The organism is Pseudomonas sp. F220 (genome assembly GCF_057813935.1).
In genome coordinates this window covers 277,715-298,568 of sequence record NZ_JBVASJ010000004.1, presented here as the reverse complement: position 1 = coordinate 298,568, position 20,854 = coordinate 277,715, and the positions used below count along the sequence as shown (strand labels likewise).

General features: G+C 59.5%; 13 protein-coding genes and 2 pseudogenes. 8 read left to right on the top strand and 7 right to left on the bottom strand.

The window, feature by feature from the left end:
• The first annotated feature begins 395 nt into the window (after positions 1 to 395).
• The 4 genes from ACZYSM_RS06615 (at position 396) to ACZYSM_RS06600 (ending at position 6,745) form a co-directional block, all read left to right on the top strand.
• The gene (locus ACZYSM_RS06615; RefSeq protein WP_489070052.1) at positions 396 to 5,213 is read left to right on the top strand and encodes an RHS repeat-associated core domain-containing protein; all 4,818 of its coding nucleotides are present in this window, start codon (positions 396 to 398) and stop codon (positions 5,211 to 5,213) included.
• Between the two features lie 4 nt (positions 5,214 to 5,217).
• On the top strand, positions 5,218 to 5,622 hold the full coding sequence (locus ACZYSM_RS06610; RefSeq protein WP_489070030.1) for a hypothetical protein: 405 nt from the start codon (positions 5,218 to 5,220) through the stop codon (positions 5,620 to 5,622).
• Between the two features lie 82 nt (positions 5,623 to 5,704).
• Positions 5,705 to 6,091, top strand: a complete 387-nt coding sequence (locus ACZYSM_RS06605) for a hypothetical protein (RefSeq protein ID WP_489070029.1) — start codon at positions 5,705 to 5,707, stop codon at positions 6,089 to 6,091.
• Positions 6,092 to 6,346: 255 nt separating this feature from the next.
• Positions 6,347 to 6,745: a hypothetical protein gene (locus ACZYSM_RS06600; protein ID WP_489070028.1), complete on the top strand. Its 399-nt coding sequence runs from the start codon at positions 6,347 to 6,349 to the stop codon at positions 6,743 to 6,745.
• 501 nt (positions 6,746 to 7,246) lie between these two features.
• Here ACZYSM_RS06600 and ACZYSM_RS06595 read toward each other — a convergent pair.
• A pseudogene (locus tag ACZYSM_RS06595) lies at positions 7,247 to 7,510 on the bottom strand (hypothetical protein); the annotation flags it as partial.
• A gap of 465 nt (positions 7,511 to 7,975) precedes the next feature.
• Between ACZYSM_RS06595 and ACZYSM_RS06590 the strand changes: the two are divergent.
• Genes ACZYSM_RS06590 through ACZYSM_RS06580 form a run of 3 tightly spaced genes read left to right on the top strand, consistent with a single transcriptional unit; the run spans position 7,976 to position 12,199 of the window.
• Positions 7,976 to 8,644 carry an ABC transporter ATP-binding protein gene (locus ACZYSM_RS06590; protein WP_489070027.1) on the top strand — a complete coding sequence of 223 codons (669 nt, stop codon included), beginning with the start codon at positions 7,976 to 7,978 and terminating at the stop codon, positions 8,642 to 8,644.
• Entirely contained in the window at positions 8,644 to 11,124 is a 2,481-nt protein-coding gene (locus tag ACZYSM_RS06585; RefSeq protein WP_489070026.1) for an ABC transporter permease, read from the top strand. Before ACZYSM_RS06590 ends, ACZYSM_RS06585 begins: the two co-directional genes overlap by 1 nt.
• Positions 11,114 to 12,199: a lipocalin-like domain-containing protein gene (locus tag ACZYSM_RS06580; protein ID WP_489070024.1), complete on the top strand. Its 1,086-nt coding sequence runs from the start codon at positions 11,114 to 11,116 to the stop codon at positions 12,197 to 12,199. The genes ACZYSM_RS06585 and ACZYSM_RS06580 overlap by 11 nt, the downstream gene beginning before the upstream one ends.
• 392 nt (positions 12,200 to 12,591) lie before the next feature.
• On the opposite strand, the gene hglS is transcribed toward ACZYSM_RS06580, so the two are convergent.
• The 5 genes and pseudogenes from hglS to ACZYSM_RS06555 form a co-directional block, all read right to left on the bottom strand.
• Positions 12,592 to 13,989: a 2-oxoadipate dioxygenase/decarboxylase HglS gene (gene hglS, locus ACZYSM_RS06575; RefSeq protein ID WP_489070023.1), complete on the bottom strand. Its 1,398-nt coding sequence runs from the start codon at positions 13,987 to 13,989 to the stop codon at positions 12,592 to 12,594.
• A 136-nt stretch (positions 13,990 to 14,125) separates the two neighbouring features.
• Entirely contained in the window at positions 14,126 to 15,343 is a 1,218-nt protein-coding gene (gene glcF, locus ACZYSM_RS06570; RefSeq protein WP_489070022.1) for a glycolate oxidase subunit GlcF, read from the bottom strand.
• A gap of 3 nt (positions 15,344 to 15,346) precedes the next feature.
• The gene (glcE, locus tag ACZYSM_RS06565; RefSeq protein WP_489070021.1) at positions 15,347 to 16,405 is read right to left on the bottom strand and encodes a glycolate oxidase subunit GlcE; all 1,059 of its coding nucleotides are present in this window, start codon (positions 16,403 to 16,405) and stop codon (positions 15,347 to 15,349) included.
• On the bottom strand, positions 16,405 to 17,904 hold the full coding sequence (gene glcD, locus ACZYSM_RS06560; protein WP_489070020.1) for a glycolate oxidase subunit GlcD: 1,500 nt from the start codon (positions 17,902 to 17,904) through the stop codon (positions 16,405 to 16,407). The genes glcE and glcD overlap by 1 nt, the downstream gene beginning before the upstream one ends.
• Before the next feature lie 64 nt (positions 17,905 to 17,968).
• Positions 17,969 to 18,307 (bottom strand): annotated as a pseudogene (locus ACZYSM_RS06555) (NAD(P)-binding protein); the annotation flags it as partial.
• A 222-nt stretch (positions 18,308 to 18,529) separates the two neighbouring features.
• On the opposite strand from ACZYSM_RS06555, the gene ACZYSM_RS06550 reads away from it, so the two are divergent.
• Complete coding sequence (locus ACZYSM_RS06550; protein ID WP_489070019.1) at positions 18,530 to 19,603, top strand: diguanylate cyclase; 1,074 nt, start codon at positions 18,530 to 18,532, stop codon at positions 19,601 to 19,603.
• Positions 19,604 to 19,774: 171 nt separating this feature from the next.
• On the opposite strand, the gene astA is transcribed toward ACZYSM_RS06550, so the two are convergent.
• The gene (gene astA / locus ACZYSM_RS06545) at positions 19,775 to 20,809 is read right to left on the bottom strand and encodes an arginine N-succinyltransferase (protein WP_489070018.1); all 1,035 of its coding nucleotides are present in this window, start codon (positions 20,807 to 20,809) and stop codon (positions 19,775 to 19,777) included.
• Positions 20,810 to 20,854: the final 45 nt, after the last annotated feature.

Here is a 20,854-nt window from a genome sequence, read left to right as displayed (position 1 = left end):
GAAACAGCGGTTTTCACTTGATGGTGCGATGCCAGTGTCTCAAGCAGATTAGTGATGGCGATGACAGAGATGAATCGTTGTCGTCAATTAATTGACTTTTTGGTGGCGTGGTGGGGGATGGTCGGCAGTAACGCTTGCGCATCTTTTCCTTCAAGCCCGTACGCCAAAAGTTCTGCGCGCGACGCCTCTGCGGGTGTTGATTTTCTCCGCTTGATTTAAAGAAAAATCCTACCCGCCTTCTCGAACTTCCCCGGCTTCATTCCCCATCCATCCCCTGCAAAGTCTCGCGCCCTATACCACCCACGCGAGGGATTGCGGATGTACGACCCAGCCACCTGCCTGTCCCGGAAACGGGCGTTGTGAATACCTCCATCGGCTTGTTGGTCTTCGCCGCCATGGACCCGAAAAAAACCGACATCGACTCTGTCCTCAACGACTTCAAACACTGCCTCAACGATTACCGGGCCTGGGCCGAAAGCTTCTGGACTGGCTGGGCGCTGGATGTCGAGCAAGTTTTCAAAGTCGGAGACGAGATCAGCCTCGTAGCGCCCAAAGACTCCCGCACGCCGGTCAGCATGGTGGTCGCGATGTGCCCCGCCAATGGGCCATTGACCCTGGTGCACATGTTCCAGACCGCACGCTTCGTACCCATCGGCAATACGCCGGTGATGCTCGAACCGGTTATCAATGGCCACAACGGTGACGTGGTGGTCGGTGAGCCGATTCACGAAACCATCGGCCCCAGCGGCATTCTTGAAATCCCCGAATGCTGGCGCGGTCAGCGCTATCGCATCACCTTCTTCCCCAACGTTTCCCAGAACCATGTCAAGGCGCTGTACACCTCTTATCAGGGGGTGATCGGTGAGCTTGAGGGTTGGTTACGCGCCGAGTGGACGAGCCAGTTTCAGCCGTTGTGGGCGAGTTTTTCCGAGGCCGGTCTTCTTGAGCGTTACATCGCCTTGCAGAAAGCCGACTTACAGGGCTTCGAGAATGCTTTGTTCGGTCTGTGGGATGACGTTCAGCAGCTCTATCAGTTGTTGGCTGACCTGAAACCGAACAGCGAAAAACTCCTCGAGTACCTCACCCAAGCCGAACTCGACACACTCCTGAGCGCCTCAAAGGAGGCCATTGCCAACGGCTTGTTGGTGCTCAGCGATGAGCCGCTGTTGTTTATCTATCTGTCGGCCATCGTCAGCTGGCTGCGAATGCTGCCACCGACTGATCTCATAGAAGTGTTGGCTGAAATTCGCGGCGAAGTGCTGATCAATCTTTTGCTGATCAGTTGCACTGCGGGTATTGGCTTCAAGTTGCGCATGAGCACCAAGGTGCTGAGCACGATCAAATCCGGGCGTGCTCGGCAGTGGTTTGCAACGTTGGGCGAAAAGCTCGCCGAACTCACCCGCGACCATCGCCTCACCGGCCACGCCGATACCCTCAAGCCGCTGATGGTCAATGCCCGGGGCGCACCGCTCGCACCCACCCCAAGCGTCCCACTCAAGATCGCACCCATTGACCCGCTCAACCCCGGCGACACGCCGACGCTGGAGGTGAAAAACCCCGCCGCCCTGGCACGCGACAAGACCGGGCGCATGACCAGCCTGAGCAAAAAAGAACACCACGACGACGCCCCCAGCCAGGCGAAAAACCCCGCGGGCGACAGCGCCGACACCGCTCGCAACACCGCCACCCACGGCTGTCCGGTATCCATGGTCACCGGCGAAGAACTGCTGACCCTCAGCGACGGTGAGCTGGACGGGGTGCTGCCGTTTAGCTGGACCCGGCTGTACCGCAGCAGTGCGGTGGAAATCGATTGCGGCCTCGGGTTTGGCTGGAGTCATGCGCTGGCGCAGCGGCTGGCGATCAGCGGCGATGCGGTGATCTGGACCGATCACGAGAATCGCCGCACCCCCTTTCCGCTGCCCAGTGTCGAGCGCCCGGCGATCCACAACAGCCTGTCGCGGGCGGCGATTTATCTGGGCGACGATCCGCAGGAACTGATCCTCGCCCAGGCCGGCGACGCGGCGCGGTTCTACCATTTTCGCGACGGTCGGCTGAGTGCCATCAGCGATGCCTATGGCAACCGGCTGCGGATCACCCGCGACCGTCAGGAACGCATCCTGCGTCTCGACAACGGCGCCGGCCGCGCCCTGCGCCTGCGCTATAAGCGCGCGCACATCATCGCCGTCGACTACCAGAGCTTGCACCCGGCGGACACCCTCGAAGCGGCCTGGCACACCGAGCAGACGCTGGTCAGCTACCGCTATGACGAACGTCAGCGGCTGGTCGAGGCGAGCAACGCCGCCGGTGAATGCGAGCGTTACGACTACGACGATCAGCAGGTCATCCTGCAGCGGCAACTGGCCGGTGGCGCGAGTTTTTTCTGGGAGTGGGAACGCGCGGGCAAAGCCGCGCGCTGCGTACGGCATTGGGCGAGCTTTTCGCAGATGGACGCGCGTTACGTCTGGGACGACCAGGGCCGCGTCACCGTCAAACACGCCGACGGCACTGAGGAGATTTACACCCACGACCCGCAGGCGCGCCTGGTGCGCAAGGTCGAACCGGACGGTGCCGAGCACCTTAAGGCCTACGACGACCAAGGCCGGCTGACGGCCGAACAGGACCCGCTCGGCGCCGTTACCGAATACCGGTATGACGAGGCCGGGCGCCTCAGCGCGGTATTGCCCGCCGAGGACCAGCCGACGGCGTTCGAATACCGCAACGGTTACGTCCACCGGCGCCAGCGCGGCCCGGCGCAGTGGACCTACCAGCGCAACGCGCAGGGTGCCATCACCCGACAGACCGATCCCAGTGGCCACGTCACCCACTACCACTACGACGACCAAGGTCGGCTGCTGTCGATCCGCCATCCGGACCACAGCCTCCACTCGTTGGGCTGGAACCGCCTCGGCCAACTGATCGAAGAACAGCTGCCGGACGGTGGTCAGCGCCGCTATGCCTACGATGTCCTGGGCCGGCAGATCAGCCGGCAGGACGAACACGGCGCGGTCACTCAGTACCACTGGGACGCCGTGGGGCGGCTGCTGCACACCACCTTGCCCGGCGGCGCCACCCGCGCCTTCAGCTACAACGCCTACGGCAAGGTCACCGCCGAGCGCGATGAACTGGGGCGTATCACCCGCTACGAATACGCCGACGACCTGCACCTGGTCAGCCGCCGGATCAACCCCGACGGCACCCAGCTGCGCTATCGCTACGACAATGCGCGGCTGTTGCTCAGCGAGATCGAAAACGAGTCGGGCGAGCGTTATCAGCTCGAGTACGGTCCCAACGGTCTGATCCGGCAAGAGACCGGGTTCGATGGGCGGCGCACCGCGTACGCCTACGACCTCAACGGTCAGTTGCTGGAGAAAACCGAGTTTGGCGAGGATGGCAGTCAACTGCTCACCGCCTACCAGCGCGACTCGGCGGGCCGCTTGCTGCTCAAGACCCTGGCCGACGGCAGCCAGATTCATTACCGCTACGACGGCCTCGGTCGGCTGGTCGGCGTCGACGACGGTCACTGGCCGCTGGAATATGAATACGACCTGCACGACCGGCTGATCACCGAGCATCAGGGCTGGGGCACCCTGCGCTATCGCTACGACGCCTGCGGCCGGCTCAATCACCTGCGGCTACCGGACAACAATAAACTCGACTACCACCACGGCCCCGGCGGCAGCCTCAGCGCCATCGACCTCAACGGCGCCCGGCTGACCACTCACCAGTTCAGCGCCGGTCGTGAACAGCAGCGCGAGCAAGGCCGGCTGCTCAGCCAGTACCAGTACGACGAACAGGGCCGGTTGCAGACTCACGCCGTGAGCCAGCAGGAACGCCGGCTTTACCGCCGCGACTACGCCTACAGCGCCAACGGCAACCTGGCCCTCATCAGTGACAGCCGCCACGGCCAACGCCACTATCACTACGATCCGCTGGACCGACTGACCAGCGTCCGCCATCCGCACGACGCACGCCCGGAACACTTCAGCCACGACCCGGCCGGCAACCTGCTGATCCAGGACCGCCCCGGCCCGGCCAGCGTCAAAGGCAACCGCCTGCTGATGCAAGGCGACCGCCATTACGACTACGACGCCTTCGGCAACCTGATCCGAGAACGCCGCGGCAAAGCCCAGTGCCTGATCACCGACTACCGCTACGACTGCTTGCACCGACTCATCGGCGTCACCCTGCCGGATGGCAGCCAGGCCCATTACCGCTACGACGCCTTCGGCCGACGCATCGGCAAAACCGTCGACGAGCAGACCACCGAATTCTTCTGGCAAGGCGAGCAGCTGATCGCCGAACGCGGCAGCCGCCACTACCGCAGCTACGTTTACGAACCCGGCAGCTTCCGCCCTTTAGCCCTGCTCGACGGCGAAGGCCCACACAACGCCTGCCCGTTCTACTACCAACTCGACCACCTCGGCACCCCGCAGGAACTCACCGACTACAGCGGCGAAATCGTCTGGTCCGCCCAATATACCGCCTACGGCAAACTCACCCACCTCAGCCAGGCCACCGAAGAACCACTCGAGCAACCGCTGCGCTTCCAGGGTCAGTACTGCGACGTGGAAACCGGCCTGCACTACAACCGCCATCGCTACTACAATCCGGACATCGGCCGCTACCTGACGCCCGATCCGGTCAAGCTGGCCGGTGGGCTGAACGCCTACCAATACACCCCGAATCCAACGGGGTGGGTGGATCCGTTGGGGTTGAGTACTTGCCCTGGTGGGGATGGGTGCAAGCCGTCGATTGGGGTGGAAGACCCGGCGGTTAAGGCGCGGGTGGATGAGGGGGAACCGACGCTCCCAGATTCCAAAAGGGAAGAGGGATATCTATATCGCGGGGATAAACATCATCCTGACGAAATCTTCGAACATGGGTTTAAAAGTAAAGGCGATAGCAATGACTTACTACTTCACTCCATCGACAGCGATAATCCACCGAGCAATTTTATTAGCACGTCTCCATCTAGAGACGTAGGGATTGATTTTGCTACAAGTTTTAACATGAGAGGCGGGTATCTGTACACGTTGCGGAAAATACCAGGTCGTGATGTAAAGAAAGAGCTGGGAAAGGAATATAAGTTTGGAAAAGAAGTCGAAATAGCAATATCTGAGCGTATAGATAGAGAGAATATTCTCGGCGCAACCCCTGTAAGGGCGGACGGTCGTAGTTCTGGATATACCATTTTAAATCCATACAGGAAGTAAAAAATTGAAAACTGTAAAGATATTTATAAGCATAAGTGGGAAGAAGCAAAAAGCAAAACTTATATGCGATATAGAAAAGTTAACCATGAATTTCATTATGGAAAATGGCTTTAGTAGAACCTATTCTGGAAGCGATTTCTATAATTGTTTTGGACATGTCAGAGAGGAAAATCCTGAGATTAAATTTCTTTGTAAAGGTTCGAAAGTAAATGTTCGTCCCTCCAGTATGTCGTCTCAAATGTCCCTGGGTGTAAGGGCATACGAGCTGACGTTAGGGAAATCCCCTTCACTAGATGATCTGGTTGATATTTTCGATTACGAAGAGAATGATTTGACAAATGATCCTAAGGTGCAAAAAGAATTTTATATGCGCTGGAGAGACTCGATAGTAGGGGGTGATGAAGACTAGAAAAGGGAAGGTAAAAATAAAGTAAATAGAGAGTGGCGGTTGTGTTGAGTTCTTTATGCTTGGTTGGGACGGAGAGTAGGGTATGGCCACAAGAGAAATAACGCTGAGTATTAATGGAATCACAGAGTTGGCTATAGTCGAGTGCGACAGGAAGGTACCTGCTCTAACCATCACCATGGCAAGCGGACTCAAAAGAACCTATACAGGCGAAGATATTTACATTTGCTTTGGATTGCTCAGAAAAGACTTCAAAGATATAAAATTTCTGTGTAAAGGAGCAAAACTGAACGTCCATCCCTCTAGCATGTCTTCGCAGATGTCCAGCGGAATAGTTGCATATGAACTTAAATGGGGGAAATCAAGTGAAGATGTGGTAAATATTTTTGACTACGAAGAAAACGATATTACCAATGACATACAGAAACAAAAAGATTTTTATCAGCGCTGGATGAATTCGCTAGGTGAATAATTAGATCGTCAGGCGAGAGAGCATTTGTGGCGAGGGAGCTTGCTCCCGCTCGGCTGCGAAGCAGTCGTAAAACCGATGCATTCGGTGTGCTTGGAAGAATTGGGTTGCAGGTTTTACGACCGCTGCGCGGCCGATCGCGGGCAAGCCACGCTCCTACATTAAATAGCGTTCCTTTGTGGGAGTCGGGCTTGCCCGCGATGGCGTTCTGTCGGGCTGACCTCTCACCATAGAACAATAATTCCTATAGGAAACCAAATGGAAACCACTGAAATATACCTTATGGTCAACGGTGTGAAAGAGGTTGCAACTCTTCGATATGATGCTGCTCATATTTTTATAAATTTTTCAATGGCTAACGGCTTCACTAAAGACTATGAGCACGACGACCTTTATTTATGCTTGGCAAAAATCAGAGAAGAGTTTCCGGATATCAAATTTCTCTGCAAAGGGGCAAAATTAAATGTGATGCCTTCAAGGATGTGCTCGCAAATGAGCGGCGGCATTGTGGCATATGAAGTCACAATGGGAAGGTCGGCGACGCGCGAGGATATAGTTAATATTTTCACTTACGAAGAAAATGACATTGCCAGCGATCCGCAAGAACAAATCTTGTTTTATGAGCGTTGGTTGGAATCACTTAAGAATAAAGGGTGAGAAACGTAGGGGCATATTGTTTGGATCGTCAGGCCAGAGAGCATTTGTGGCGAGGGAGCTTGCCCTAATGCCGTTCAGTTAAGGAAATTGTAGGAGCAGCCGGTCGACGCTCGATTGCTCGCGATGGACTCAAGAGCGCCGCGTTTAGCCAGTAAACACGAGTTATCGTTAACGACCATCGCGAGCAAGCTTGCTCCTACAGTGGACCACATTCGCTTAACTGAACGGCATTAGGGCTTGCTCCCGTTCGGCTGCAAGCAGTCGTAAACCCGGTGCATGCGGTGTGTCTGGAAGAGTGGGGTTGCAGGTTTTACGACCGCTGCGCGGCCGATCGCGGGCAAGCCACGCTCCTACATTAGATAGCGTTCCTTTGTGGGAGCGTGGCTTGCCCGCGAAGGCGTTCTGTCAGGCAAAGAGTTATCCGCTGAAGTCAAAGCAGCTACCCTTTGGGCGCATGATCTGACACCCAGCAATCACCCAAAAAAACGGGCGATATGGCGCCATCTGCGCCCGCAATCGCCGTCCGATCACGTCCATCAGGTCGCAGCCGTCGAGCAAAGGGATGGCGAGGACTCGGGCGAAGTCGTGCAGGACCACGGCATCAGAGTGGATCTCTTCGCGCATGGCGAGGTTTTCCAGGAGTTGGGTCACGGCGCGGATGCGGTAGTCAGCTGTTTCGTGCAGCACGTCGAGGGGGCCTTCGGTGTCGATCAACAGGGCGTGGAAGTCGTTGTCGACTCCGGTGATGGGCATATGGCGATTCATGGGCAAAAAACTCCACTTGATTAAAGAGATTTACCGATCAGCGAGTCGCCAAACCCGGTCGCCATATGGGCGACCGGAGGGCTATAAGCTTCATCCTTGGAGCGGTGCAAGGCGTTGATGTGGCGGCCGAGGTAGGCGTAGGACGTGCGGCAGACGCTGGTTGGCTGTGGGCCAGATATGAGGGGAGGTCAATGACTTCTGTGTTGACGGGGAGGGCCTCATCGCGAGCAAGCTCACTCCCACATTAGTTTTTGGTCGATCACACCATTGTGGTCTGACGCAGATTTAGTGTGGAAAGGGCCGTGCGACGTTCGCTTGTTCGCGATGAACGATAACGCGGTTGAACTGGCGAACTCAGGATGCGCGGCTTGCTGTCCAACACTCGCTACCACCCAAAACCATTCGGGGTGACCACCAGCGTAACCGCTATCCTTGACCTCACCTCCTGTCAAACGAGTTGCCCCCATGCTTCAGGTGCAAGGCGTGTTCAAGAGCTATGCAACGCCGCAGGGCCCGCTGGCGGTATTGCAGGGTGTCGACTTGCAGTTGCAGCACGGCAGCAGCCTGGCGCTGATGGGCGAGTCGGGCAGTGGCAAAAGCACGCTGCTGCACCTGATTGCCGGGCTGGATAAAGTCGATCGCGGCAGCATTCGGATCGGCGAGCAGCGGCTCGATCAGATGAACGAAGCGCAACTGGCGAACTGGCGCCGCACTGAGGTTGGCCTGGTGTTCCAGCAGTTCAACCTGATCAGCAGCCTGCGGGTGGAAGATAACCTGGCTTTTCAGGCGCGCCTGGCCGGGCGTTACGACCCGGATTGGCAAGCTCAGTTGATCCAGCGGTTGGGGCTGGGCGACTTACTCAAGCGCTATCCCGAACAGCTCTCTGGTGGTCAGCAACAACGGGTGGCGCTGGGACGTGCACTGGCTTCGCGTCCTGCTTTGCTGCTGGCCGATGAACCCACCGGCAGCCTCGACGAAGCCACCAGTGATCAAGTGCTGCAATTACTCCTGGAACTGCTCGACGACAGCCCCACCAGTTTGTTGATGGTCACCCACAGCCCTAGGGTCGCGGCGCGACTGGCAGAGAAAGTCGTGTTGCAGGGTGGGCGTCTGGCTGGCGTCGGGGAGGGCTGATGCAGGTTTTTTATGGAACCCTGAGGGCGCTGCTCAGCCATTGGCGACAGCATCCGGTGCAGTTTTTCAGCGTGTTGACCGGGCTCTGGCTGGCCACCAGTCTGTTGACCGGCGTGCAAGCGCTGAACAGTCAGGCGCGAGAAAGTTACGCGCGGGCCAGCCAGTTGATTGGTGGCGAACCCCAAGCCAGTCTCACTGCGCCCAATGGCGCGACCTTTTCCCAAGCGTTGTTCATTAGCCTGCGGCGTGCCGGTTGGCCGGTTTCGCCAGTGTTGCAGGCGCGACTGACGCTCAAGGGCCATGAAGAGCAACGTTTGCAATTGATGGGGATCGAACCGCTGTCGTTACCGGCCGGGTCTGCGGTGGCCGGGCAAGCGCTGGAGATGGCGCGAATTGTCGATTTCTTCAGCCCGCCAGGCAGCACCTGGGTCGCCCCGCAAACCTTGCAGGTATTGGGTTATCACGAAGGCGAACAACCGCTCACCGCGAATGGGCAACGCTTACCGCCGCTGCATAGTCAGGCTGACATGGCGCCCGGTGTATTGCTGGTGGATATCGGCTTCGCACAACAGCTGCTGGGCATGCCACAACAACTCTCGCGGCTGTTGCTGCCCAAGAATTTCGCTGCCACGCAGCCACGGTTACCCGCCGAATTTGCCGGGCAGTTAGTGCTCAAGCGCAGTGGCGAAGAAAACAACATGTCGCGCCTCACCGAAAGCTTTCACCTGAACCTTGATGCCTTGGGCTTTCTGTCGTTCGTGGTGGGCCTGTTTATCGTGCATGCCGCCATCGGCCTGGCGCTGGAGCAACGCCGCGGATTGATGAGAACCCTGCGGGCCTGCGGTGTCAGTGCACGCATGCTGATCTTCAGCCTGAGCGTGGAACTGGGTTGCCTGGCGTTGCTGGGCGGAATCGCCGGCGTCGTCAGCGGTTATTTGCTGGCCGGTGTGCTGCTGCCGGATGTCGTTGCCAGCCTGCGCGGGCTGTACGGCGCCGAGGTGGCCGGGCAATTGAGCCTGAGCCCGCTCTGGTGGTTGAGTGGTGTGGGCTTGAGTTTGCTCGGTGCGTTGCTGGCCGGCGCCAACAGTTTGCTGCGGGCTGCGCGCTTGCCGTTGCTCGCGCTGGCCAATCCGCAAGCCTGGCATCAGGCCCATGCCCACTGGCTGCGGCGACAGGGCTGGGTGGCGGCTGTTACCGGTGGGGTGGCGGTATTGGCCTTGTTGCTGGGTGACAGTTTGACCAGCGGCTTTGTGCTGATGGCGTCGCTATTGCTGGGCGCTGCACTGAGCTTGCCAGTGCTGCTCAATGCGCTGCTGAGCGTCATGCTCGGGCGCAATCGCTCGGTGCTGGGCCAGTGGTTTATTGCCGATTGCCGTCAGCAATTACCGGCCTTGAGTCTGGCGTTGATGGCGCTGTTGTTGGCACTGGCTGCCAACATTGGTGCCGGCAGCATGACCGCAGGCTTTCGCCAGACCTTCAGTGACTGGCTTGAGCAGCGCCTGACCGCCGAGCTGTACGTCAATCCAAACAGTGCGACTCAGTCACGTGAGATTCAGCAATGGCTGGGCCAGCAGCCGCAGATCTCTGCGGTATTACCCAGTTGGCAGGTGTCGATCCAGCTGCAGGGCTGGCCCGCGGATTTGTATGGCGTCATCGATCATCCGACGTATCGCCAACACTGGCCGTTGCTGCAAGCATTGGGGGATAAACCGTGGGACCAGTTGGCCGCCGACGACACGCTGATGCTCAGCGAACAATTGGCCCGTCGACTGAAGGTGCAATTGGGTGATCGGCTGACGATTCCCTCGCCGCAAGGTCAATGGTCGCCGCGGATCATTGGGATCTATGCCGACTATGGCAATCCCAAAGGGCATGTACTGGTCAACGTCGAGCACCTGCAACGTTTTTGGCCGCAGCTGGCGCCCAGTCGTTTCAACGTACGCATCGACCCCGCCTCGGTGCCCTCGTTGGTACGCGATCTGCAAGCGCGCTTTAGCCTGGACGACAACCGTATCGTCGATCAGGTGCAACTCAAGGGTTGGTCCACGCAAGTGTTCGAACGCACCTTTGCCGCCACCGCAGCGCTCAACAGCTTGACCCTGGGCGTGGCCGGTGTGGCGCTGTTTATCAGCCTGCTGACCCAAAGCCAGACCCGCCTCGGGCAATTGGCACCGCTGTGGGCGTTGGGTGTGACCCGTCAACAACTGATGCTGCTCAACCTGGGGCAGACCTGGTTGTTGGCGGTGCTGACCTTGCTGTTTGCGGTGCCGTTGGGGATTGTGTTGGCGTGGTGCCTGAACGCGGTGATCAACGTTCAGGCGTTTGGCTGGCGCCTGCCGCTGCGGATCTTCCCGCTGCAGCTGGCGCAGTTGATGGCCCTGGCTTTGTTGGCGACGTTGCTGGCGTCGGCCTGGCCGATGCTCAAGCTCTACCGCACTCGACCGGCCGATCTGCTCAGGACCTTTGCCCATGAAGACTAGGTTGCTGCGCCTTGGCGTACTGTTGTGGGTGATGTGGCAATTGGGCGGCTGCGATGACGCGCCCAAAAACACTGGAAGTTTTGCCGGACTGGGCAATGAGGTGGCTGCGTTCACGCCCGTGGTTCCCGGTAGAACGTTCAGCTTTCCAGCCGATCACGGGCCCCACGATGGCTTTCGCATCGAGTGGTGGTACGTCACGGCTAACCTCAAGGACGATCGGGAACGCAGCTTTGGCGTGCAATGGACCTTGTTTCGTAATGCGCTGAAAGCTGTGCCCGAGCAACCCGGTTGGGGCAACCAGACGATATGGCTGGGCCACGCCGCCGTGACGTCCGCCAGTCAGCATCACGCTGCCGAACGCTATGCCCGCGGCGGCGTCGGCCAAGCAGGGGTCAATGGCGCACCGTTCTCTGCCTGGATCGATGACTGGAGTTTTGTCAGCCAGTCAGGCAACGACAACCCCTTGGCCGACCTGCAGCTGCACGCCCGCGGGCAAGGCTTCAGCTATCAACTGCGCCTGACCTCGAGTAAACCCCTGGTGCTGCAAGGCGAGCAGGGTTTCAGCCAGAAGTCCGAACAAGGTCAGGCGTCGTATTACTACAGCCAGCCATTTTTTCAGGCGACGGGAAGCCTTGAGATCGACGGCAAAACGTATCAGGTCAGCGGCCCGGCCTGGCTCGACCGCGAGTGGAGCAGCCAGCCATTGACCGTCAACCAAACCGGGTGGGACTGGTTTTCCCTGCATCTGGATAACGGTGAGCAGGTGATGCTGTTTCGGGTCCGCGAAAAGGATGGCGCCTCGTATCTGACCGGGACCTGGGTATTTGCCGATGGTCGTACGCAGTCGCTGCGCGAAGGAGACATCAGCCTCACACCGCTGGCATCCTCCGATGTAGCGGGGCGCAAGATGCCGACCCGCTGGTCGATCAAAATCCCTGGCAAGCACCTGGACATCACCACGCTGGCTCTGAACGCCAACGCCTGGATGAACCTGCGTATCCCGTATTGGGAGGGCCCGGTGCAGTTGAGTGGCAGCCACACCGGGAGCGGGTATCTGGAAATGACCGGATATTGAGCTCGGTCACGGGTGAAATGCTCATCATCGTATAGGCTCGTTTTGGCACAGACGATGGTGGGCGTTCGTTCACCTTCGTGGTGCGCAACCTTTGCTTTCAAACACAAGGAATGTATCCCCATGAAGTCACTTCAATCTGGTGAGTTCACGCTAGAAATATTGTGTCCAGATTTATTCAGATTTTGTGCACGGACATAGTGCCCGAATTCCATTAAAATCTACCCGTTCGCCCAGTGTAATGGCTCTTTACCGGTGCATGGATTGCCAGGCCACCGCGCTGGGCGAACTCCCTTCTGATCGCTAAGCGATTTTCAAGCGCACACCCGATCTGGCGCGCTTAATCCATACAGACAGACTCACTCACATCAACCTTACGTCTTATAACTGCGCGGTCAGGCCAATGGCGGCAGATTGAGCGCTGCGCAGCACTCCAGAATCGAGCGACGTTGAGTGTCGGCATACAGCGCCAGCTCATCGATGGTCGAACGGCCCAGAGCTTTCTCGAATTCCTGCTGGTTCGATTGGGAGGCGTAGTGGCTTTGCGCGTCGTCACCCAGGTTGGACTGGAAGATACCTGCCGCACTGACCGGCAAAAAATCCTCATACATCAGCGGCTCGAAGCGAATGTAGTGCCCGCTGATCAACCCCTCCAAAGTCTCTGAGTTCGACAGATCGTCTCCAGCAGCCAGGCCCTTTTCGGTGACGAAGTAGCGGAAGTAGGCCAGCCCTTGTTGGCGCATACCGGCATAGGTGTCCGGGAACCCGGTGAAATGTGCTTCCAGCAGCGTGTTGTAGCGTTGAGCATTTTCTTCGTTGGGGAAATCCTTCAACTCATCGCGCGCGGCATTCAGCAAGCGGTCGTACAGCGCCCGACCTGCTGGCGTCAGCGCCGCGCCGCGTTGTTCGATTTCGCCGAAACGAGCGCTGTGGCTGCCGCTGCCCTGGCCCTGATCGACGAAGGCGATGGATTCTTCCAACGCCTTGAAGCTGGTTTGGCGCAACAGAATCGGGCACTCACGGCGTGGTGGGCCTTCGATCACAGCCTTGGGGGTGATGCCGTGCCTGGGCATTTGCGCCTGGACGACATCGATGTCCAGGGTGCGCGGAGTCAGGTGATTGATGTGTGGCCCTTTGAAGGCGACCACATCGGCGACCAGTCGGTGCTGTGCGCTCAATCGCTGGTACTGCTCGGCCGTGACGGTTGCGCTGTGATGCCAGCGGAAGGTTTCCAGGGCTTGTTCGACGAAGTCCTTGGCATCCTGTTCATCGAGCCCGCCCTGGGTTTCGGATTTTTCGATCAAGGCCAGCGCGGCTGGAGTGAAGATCGAGCGCTTGGCCAGGACCGACTGGGCAAACTCGCGCAGCTCGGGATTTTCGATGAGTTCCAGTCTGAGCAACGAGGTGAATACCCGAAACGGGCTGACCTGCAACGACGCCTCATGTACCGCGCGGAACGCGGTGGAGTGCACCGGAACCCCGGCGGGACTCAGGTCGTAATAGCCGACCGGCTGCATGCCCATCACCGCAAACAAGCGGCTGAGGGTCGCCAACTCCTGCGCCGTGCCAACGCGAATGGCGCCATGGCGCTCCAGGCCCAGCCGTTCGATTTCGCCGGCAGTGTGCAGTTGTTGCGCAACGATGCTGTCGGTGCTCAGCACCTGGGCGTTGGTCTGGGCTACCAGTTCCATCAGCGCGCCGTACAGTGGCACCTCTTCTCGGTACATGTCCGACATCGCCCGTGAAAAACGTTGGCGGATCTGATCAGGGCTGACAAAGCTCTGGATGCTCATAAACAGAATTCCCGGCGCAGTGAAATCGTGGGTTCAAGGAGGTTTTTCGTTGCCCGATTCTGTTCGGGGCCGGGGACGCTGACAAACGAAGTTTCTTCTGAACTTCATTCTGCAAATGACTGCTCGCGCTATCGGTTTAGCGCAATGCCTGATCCACCACCTCGATCCAGTGCCTGACGGGTGTGCGGCCCGCGCTGTCGAGGTGGCTCTGGCAACCGATATTGGCGGTGACAATCAGCTCCGGCTGGCCGCTTTCCAGCGCGTTGAGCTTGTTGTCGCGCAGTTGCCGGGCAAGTTCTGGCTGGGTCAGGGAGTAGGTGCCGGCCGAGCCGCAACACAAATGGCTGTCCGGAACGGCCGTAAGGTTGAAACCCAGCCGGATCAGTAATGCTTCTACTGCACCGCCCAGTTTCTGTGCGTGTTGCAAGGAGCACGGGCAATGGAAGGCCAGACGTCGCTCAGTGGCGCCGCAGACGCGTTCCAGCGGCTCATCGCGCAGTACTTCCACCAGATCCCTGGCCATCGCGCTGACCCGTTCGGCTTTGGCTGCATAAGCCGGATCAGCCTTGAGCATATGCCCGTAATCCTTGATGAATGCACCGCACCCGCTGGCGGTCTGGACGATGGCTTCTGCGCCGTTTTCAAGGTAAGGCCACCAGGCGTCGATATTTCGGCGGGCACGTTCAAGGCCGATGTCCTGAGCACCGAGATGATAGTCCAGCGCACCGCAACAGCCGGCCTGGCTGACCGGTGTGACGCTGATTTCCAGGCGATCCAGCACTCGCGCCGCAGCGGCGTTGGTGTTGGGCGACAACCCGGGCTGAACGCAACCTTCGAGCATTACCACCTGCCGCGAATGCTGCTGGCTCGGTCGCGCCCCTGCTGGCGGCAGGTCGTGGGGCAGTTTCGTTTTGAGGGTTGTTGGCAGTAACGGACGGAATGTCGCGCCGAGCTGGAGCAGGGTTTTGAACAGTTCGGGGTTTGGCGCCAGAGCGCGCAGGCCTTGGCGCAACAGGCGCTGGCTGGGTGAGCGCGGCACAGCCTGGTCGACCACCGCCCGGCCGATGTCCAGCAGGTTGTGATAGTCGACGCCGGACGGGCAGGTGGTTTCGCAGTTGCGGCACGACAGACAGCGATCCAGATGCAGCTGGGTCAGCGCGGTGGCGGGGTGGCCTTCAAGCACTTGCTTGATCAGGTAAATGCGCCCGCGCGGGCCGTCCAGCTCATCGCCGAGCAATTGATAGGTGGGGCAGGTGGCGTTGCAGAATCCGCAATGGACGCAGGTGCGCAGAATGCTTTCGGCTTCTTCGGCGCGGGGCAGGCGTTTGGCTTCGTCACTGAGGGTGGTTTGCATGCTTCAAAGCTCCGCGTACATCCGGCCCGGGTTGAACAGCCCTTGTGGGTCGAGTTGCGCCTTGAGTTGCTGGTGGTAGCGTAGAAGTGCGGGAGACAACGGCTGAAAAGGGCTGTCGGTAACGCCGTGGCTGTAACAGGTCGCGTGGCCGCCCAGCTCGTGGGCCAGGGATTGAATGCCAGCCGCATCGGATTTCAACCAGCGCTGGGCGCCACCCCAATCGATCAACTGCTCGCCGGGGAGGTTCAGCGGGCCGATGTTGTTGGGTAGCGACAGACGCCACAACGGCAGACCTTCATCAAAAAACCCTAGACGCTGCTCGTTCAGGTCTTGCCAATAGGCCGGATCAAGCCGCTCGCCGCCCAGCCGTTGATGGGCGGCGGTCACCGAACCTTCGCCGCCTTCAAGACGCAGGTGCAACAGGCGTCCGTCATGGCTGGCAGCGCTGATGGGCAAGGGTTGCTGGCCCCATTCGGCGAGTTTGAGCAAGGCTCGGGCGCTGTCCATTTCAAGAGCGATGCTCAGGCACTGGCGCGGTTTTGGCAGGACCTTCAGAGACACCTCGGTCAGCACCCCGAGGCAGCCGTAACTGCCCACCAGCAACCGCGAAAGGTCGTAACCGGCGACGTTCTTCATCACCTCGCCGCCGAAACGCAGTGGGTTGCCGGAGCCGGTGATCAACCGCGTGCCGAGCACAAAGTCGCGCACCGAGCCGGACCAGGGTCGACGCGGCCCGGACAACCCGACGGCGATCATCCCGCCCACGGTCGCGCCGTCGCCGAAGGAGGGTGGTTCGCAGGGCAGCATCTGCCCGGCCGCCTCCAGCGCCGCTGATAGCTCGCTGAGCGGTGTGCCAGCGCGGACGGTGATCACCAGTTCAGTTGGGTCATAATTGACGATGCCACGGTGGGTGCGGGTATCGAGCACTTCACCGGCCACTTCGCGGCCAAGAAAGGCCTTGCTGTTTGAGCCCTGGATCCGCAATGGAGTGGCGTTCTCGCGGGCCTTGTTAACCTGCTCCAGCAGCGTCGCGCTGGCGTCGAGGTCGTGTTCGGCAACCATCAGAAACGCTCCAGGTCAGGGAACGGCAACTGGCCGAGGTGCACATGCATCGCGCCAAATTCGGCGCAGCGTTGCAGGGTCGGAATGTTCTTGCCAGGGTTGAGCAAACCGTTCGGGTCGAACGCGGCTTTTACCCCGTGAAACACCTTCAATTCATCGCTGTTGAACTGCGCGCACATCTGATTGATTTTCTCCCGGCCGACGCCGTGTTCGCCGGTGATGCTGCCGCCGACTTTCACGCAAAGCTCCAGAATCTTCCCGCCCAAGGCCTCGGCGCGATCCAGTTCCTCAGGTTGATTGGCGTCAAACAGGATCAGCGGGTGCATGTTGCCGTCTCCGGCGTGGAACACGTTGGCCACCCGCAAACCGTATTCGCCGGCCAGTGTGGCGATGCCTTTGAGCACCCCTGGCAACTCACGACGGGGGATGGTGCCGTCCATGCAGTAGTAATCCGGCGCCAGGCGCCCGATCGCCGGGAAGGCGTTTTTGCGTCCGGCCCAGAACTTCACCCGTTCGGCTTCGTCGCGGGCCTGACGTACCTCACTGGCACCGGCCTGTTGCAGCACGGCGCGGACCCGCTGACAGTCGGCGTGCACATCGGCTTCAACGCCATCGAGTTCGCAGAGCAGGATGGCCTCGGCGTCCACCGGGTAACCGGCGTGGATGAAATCTTCGGCGGCGCGAATCGCCAGGTTGTCCATCATCTCCAGGCCGCTGGGGATGATGCCGGCGGCAATGATGTCGCCGACCGCACGACCGGCCTTTTCCACGGAATCGAAACTGGCCAGCAGGACTTTGGCCACCTGCGGTTTTGGCAGCAGCTTGACCGTGACTTCGGTGATGATCCCCAGCAAACCTTCGGAGCCGGTGAACAGCGCCAGCAGGTCGAAACCCGGTGAGTCGAGCGCGTCTGAACCGAGGGTCAGGCGTTCACCTTCGATGCTGAGAACCTCGACCTTGAGCAGGTTGTGCACGGTCAGACCGTATTTCAGACAGTGCACGCCACCGGCATTCTCGGCGACATTGCCACCGATGGAGCAGGCGATTTGCGAAGAGGGGTCTGGCGCGTAATACAAACCAAAGGGCGCTGCCGCTTGGGAGATTGCCAGATTGCGCACCCCGGGCTGGACCCGTGCCGTGCGTGCAGCGGGGTCGATCTGGAGGATTTTGTTGAAGCGCGCCATCACCAGCAGTACGCCTTTTTCCAAGGGCAAGGCACCACCGGAAAGCCCGGTGCCGGCACCGCGAGCGACCACGGGCACGTGACGCTCATGGCAGACCTTGAGCAGCTCTTGGACCTGCTTGAGGTGCTTGGGCAACACCACCAGCATCGGCGTGGTGCGGTAAGCGGACAGTCCGTCGCACTCGTAGGGCTTGAGCTCCTCCTGGTGATGCAGTATTTCAAGCTCGGGCAGTCGCTCTTGCAATGCCTTGAGCAGAGCGTCCTTGTCGACGGAGGGTAGGGCACCGTCGACCCGTTCGTCATAGAGGATATTCATCGGGGCTGACCCTCCAGAAACTCACAGTACAGCTGCGCGGTTTTAGCCGGTCGCTCGGCCATCGGCATATGGCCGCTTCGTCCCATTGCACTCGCTCGACATTCGCCTCCCGCTCGACTTTGTTGCGCAGCGCGTAGTCATCCACCACCTGCTGGGTGTAGCGGTGCAGTTCGTCCTGCTCGGCGAACATCTGTGTCCATGGGTACGAGGCAAACGACAGCGAGTACAGCGGCGAGGGCACATCGACCGCGGCGCCCGGGTAGGTGTTCTGGCACCAGGTGCCGCCGAAAAAGTCCCGCCGTTCAAGCAGGCGGAAGTCGCTGATGCCTTCCTTGAGCAAATTGACCGCCGCGCATTGGCCACCAAAGCCACTGCCGATGATCAGTACCTGGTAGGTGTGCATGCGCCCCCTCTCTTGATTTTTTGACTCGCGCGACCGCCGACATCGCGATTGGCTCCCTGTCATTTATAGTCAAACATTCACTTGGGAGGGCTCGCAGGCGCCTTTTTGAGGCGCTGACCGGTGATGGCTATTTGCCGTTGCCCTGATAAACTCCCAGCAAACCCGCACGTAAAAACCGGCGTCTCAGGGTCTGTTCAGCAGCAAAGAGGAGCTTTGGCCCCCATGCGACACACTGGAGGAAAGGGACTTTCACTGGCCAGGAGGCTGTACACCTCGCGAATTTTGGGCTTGGCGCTGGGATTCTTTTGCGTGGACGCTGCCATGTCTCCGCTCGATCCGCCGCGCTGGGTCTGGGTATTCATGGTTTTCAACGGCTTTCTCTGGCCGCATCTGGCCTTCCAATGGGCCCGTTTGTCGAAAGTCCCGTTTCACGCTGAGCACCGCAATCTGTTGATTGATTCGTTTCTCGGCGGTTTCTGGGTCGCCGCCATGCACTTCAATCCATTACCCACGGCGACCACGTTGTCGATGATGGCGATGAACAACGTTGCTATCGGCGGCCTGCGCTTTCTGCTGGCCGGTTGTGTCGCTCAGGTATTGGGTATCGCCACCGCACTGCTGATTTTTTCTCCGGCATTCATCCCCCAAACCAGCCCTCTGCAATTGTACGCCTGCCTGCCGCTATTGACGTTGTACCCCTTGGCACTGGGCTGGATCTGCTTTCGACAAGCACATACTCTGGGGCGGCACAAGCGTGAGTTACTGGCGCTGAGTCGTACCGACAGCCTGACCGGCCTGATGAACCATGGCGCCTGGAAGGATCAACTGGAAGTCGAATTCCAGCGTTGTCAGCGCCGGCAGCAAGGTGGGGCCATCGCACTGATTGACATCGATCACTTCAAATCCATCAACGACACCCACGGCCATGTCGCAGGGGACATCGTGCTGCGCCAGCTGAGCAAGATCCTCAGGCAAAACCTGCGCGCCAGCGATCTGGCCGGGCGTTACGGCGGCGACGAATTCTGTGTGATTCTGCCGGAGGTGCCGCTGGCCAACGCCGCTCAGGCCATGGACGCCCTGCGTGATCGATTCTCCTCGTTGGGCTATGAGCAAAGCCCGACGCTCAAGGTCAGCCTGAGTATTGGTCTGGCCGCATTCAACCCGGCGCACACCGATGCGACCCTTTGGCTCAATGACGCCGACCAGGCGTTGTACGAAGCGAAAACCACCGGCCGTAATCGGGTCATTTGCCGGGCGGATGGGGTGCCGTCTCAGGTCACGTTCGACCCGGTGTGAAGCGGTTTTCGGTTGCCGTATCCGCTGTAGAATTGGCTGGCAAGAAGTCACTCAATAGATCAAAAGATCGTCCGAACGCGGTCATTCTGGAAAATCGCGGTGTGACTTTCACGACAGCTTTGCGATCGAACGCAGGCTTCGCCAGCTGCTACAGGAGCGGCGGTGAGCCTTTTAGGCAACGACAGCCTGCTGCTGATGCGCCGCCAAGCGTACGGCACGGACCGAGTTACCCGGCTGCAGTTGCAGGCGCTTGGCGGTGAGGCGATCCATCACCAGGCTGTTGCCCACTAGCCGGGCCTTGGCGGCGGTGATGCGGCAGTTCTCCAGCCGGCGGTTGTGGATCAGCCAGATCGGCGCCCCGTCGTCCGGTGTGCCGATGGCCAGGGTCAGCGGCTGGCTGTCACGCACTGTTCGGATCTTCGCGACTTGCGCTTCGATGACCGGCCCGCCGTCGAAGATGTCGATATAGCCTTGATGGGAAAAACCTTCGGTGCGCAGGATGTGCAGCGCCCGTTCGGTGTTCTTGTGCACCTTACCGATCACTGCCTGCGCTTGCTCGGTGAGCAGGCAGGTGTAGAGCGGTTGACGCGGCATCAGCTCGGCGATGAAGGACTTGTGGCCCATCCCGGAAAGGTGATCGGCCTGGCTGAAACCCATCTTGAAGAAGTGCCGTCCCAGGCTGTCCCAGAACGGCGAGCAGCCGTATTCGTCGGCGCTGCCGCGCAACTCGGCGATGAGTTTTTCGCCGAACAGGTGCGCAAACTCCGCGACGAACAGCAGGCGTGAGATGGATAACAGCCGACCGTTGTAACCCTTACGCTGATCGGATCGCAGAAACAGCGAGCACACTTCCGATTGGCCGGTCATTTCATTGTTGAGAAACAGCGTCGGTATCTGCCGTTGGATGCCAAGCTCTGGAGCCGAATTGACGGTCAGACCGACCCGGTAGTTGTACCAGGGCTCACGCAGGCCGACGGCGCCGGTCAGCGCGCTGATGCCCACCACTTGCTGATCGTCGTCTTCGAGCACGAACAGGTAATCCGCATCGGCGCGCTCGACCTGTTCGGCAAAGGTTCGCTGTGCCCAGCGCACGCGGTGGGCCAGGCGCTCCTTGTTGGCCGGCAGGGTGGTGAAGCCTGGGCCTGCGCGTTGCGCCAGGTCCAGCAATGCGGGCAGATCGGTGACACGAACCGGGCGTACGATCATGATGCAGCTCCTTCGTCGCGCCGATCCTGGCGCGGTGGTGTTGCA